Consider the following 1,473-nt stretch of genomic DNA (forward strand, 5'->3'; position numbering starts at 1 on the left):
CCCCACACCCCCCCCCCCCCCCGCCGGCCCGCCCGCCCCCCCCCCCCCGCGCGCCGGGGCGCGCCCCCCCCCCCCGCCCCGCCCCGGGCCCCGCCCCCCCCCCGCGACTCCGGTGGCGCGGCGTCGTCGTCGGACGGCGGCAAGGTCACGCTCCGATTCACCTGGTGGGGCTCGGACACCCGGACCAAGCTCACCCAGCAGGTGATCGACGCGTACCAGAAGGACCATCCGAACGTCACCATCAAGGGTGAGTTCGGCGACTGGTCGGGGTACTGGGACAAGCTCGCCACCACCGTCGCGGCGAACGACGCCCCGGACATCATCCAGATGGACGAGAAGTACCTGCGCGAGTACGCCGATCGCGGCGCCCTGCTCGACCTGAAGAAGGCCCAGGGCCTGGACACGGGCAAGTTCGAGTCCGACACCCTGAGCGCCGGTGAGTTCGACGGCGGGCTGTACGGCCTGAACGCCGGGATCAACTCGTTCGCGATCGTCGTGAACCCGGCCGCGTTCAAGACCGCCGGGGTGGCGATCCCGGACGACACCACCTGGACCTGGGACGACTTCGCGAAGACCGCCGCGGAGATCACCACCAAGACCGGCGGCAAGATCACCGGTACCGGCACGCTGGGCGCCAACGAGGCCGGCCTGAACCTGTGGGCCCGGCAGAACGGCGAGTCGCTCTGGACGAAGGACGGCAAGCTCGGCGTCTCGCCGGAGAAGACCACCGACTTCTTCAAGTACATCCTGAAGCTGCGCGACCAGAAGGCGATCCCTTCCGCCGAGGCGATCTCGCAGGACATGAACGCCTCGCTCGACCAGTCCGCGATGGCGACCGGCAAGCTGGCGATGAGCTTCATCTGGAGCAACCAGCTGGTGGCGTTCAGCAAGGCGTCCGGTCAGCAGCTGAAGCTGCTGCGGATCCCGAGCCCGGACGGCAAGGCCGCCGACAACGGCTCCTACTACAAGGGCTCGATGTTCTGGTCGATCTCGTCGCGGTCGAAGCACCAGAAGGAGGCCGCGGAGTTCGTGAACTACCTGTCGAACAACACCGCCGCCGGGAACGTACTGCTCGCCGAGCGGGGCGTTCCGCCGAACACCGAGGTCCGCGCCGAGGTGACGCCGAAGCTGCAGCCGGTGGACGCCGCGACCGCGAAGTTCATCCAGGACATCAAGCCGGACCTCGGCGACCCGTCGCCGGCGCCGCCGGTCGGTGGCGGTCAGGTGGAGAAGATCATCCAGCGGTACACGACCGAGGTACTGTTCGGCCGGCAGGCGCCGGACGCGGCGGCGAAGGCATTCCTGGACGAGGTCAACGGGGAGCTCAAATAGTGTTGCTGATGGCAACTGATTGTCGATGACGGGGGCCCGCGTGGGCGGGGGGGGGTAAAACAGGAACAGAGAAAACACCGGGTAGAACCACAGGCCCACGGGCCCTGTCGCGCGGGGCGGGCAGGGGGGGGGCTGGGAGAC

General features: G+C 69.2%; 1 protein-coding gene. It reads left to right on the forward strand.

Annotation, left to right across the window (positions count from 1 at the left end; translation table 11 throughout):
- Positions 1-1,332: ABC transporter substrate-binding protein (locus ACWGID_RS01730; RefSeq protein WP_452193430.1), on the forward strand; the 1,332-nt coding region annotated here is incomplete at its 5' end.
- Positions 1,333-1,473 lie beyond the last annotated feature (141 nt).

The sequence above is a fragment of the Kribbella sp. NPDC054772 genome (genome assembly GCF_053611945.1).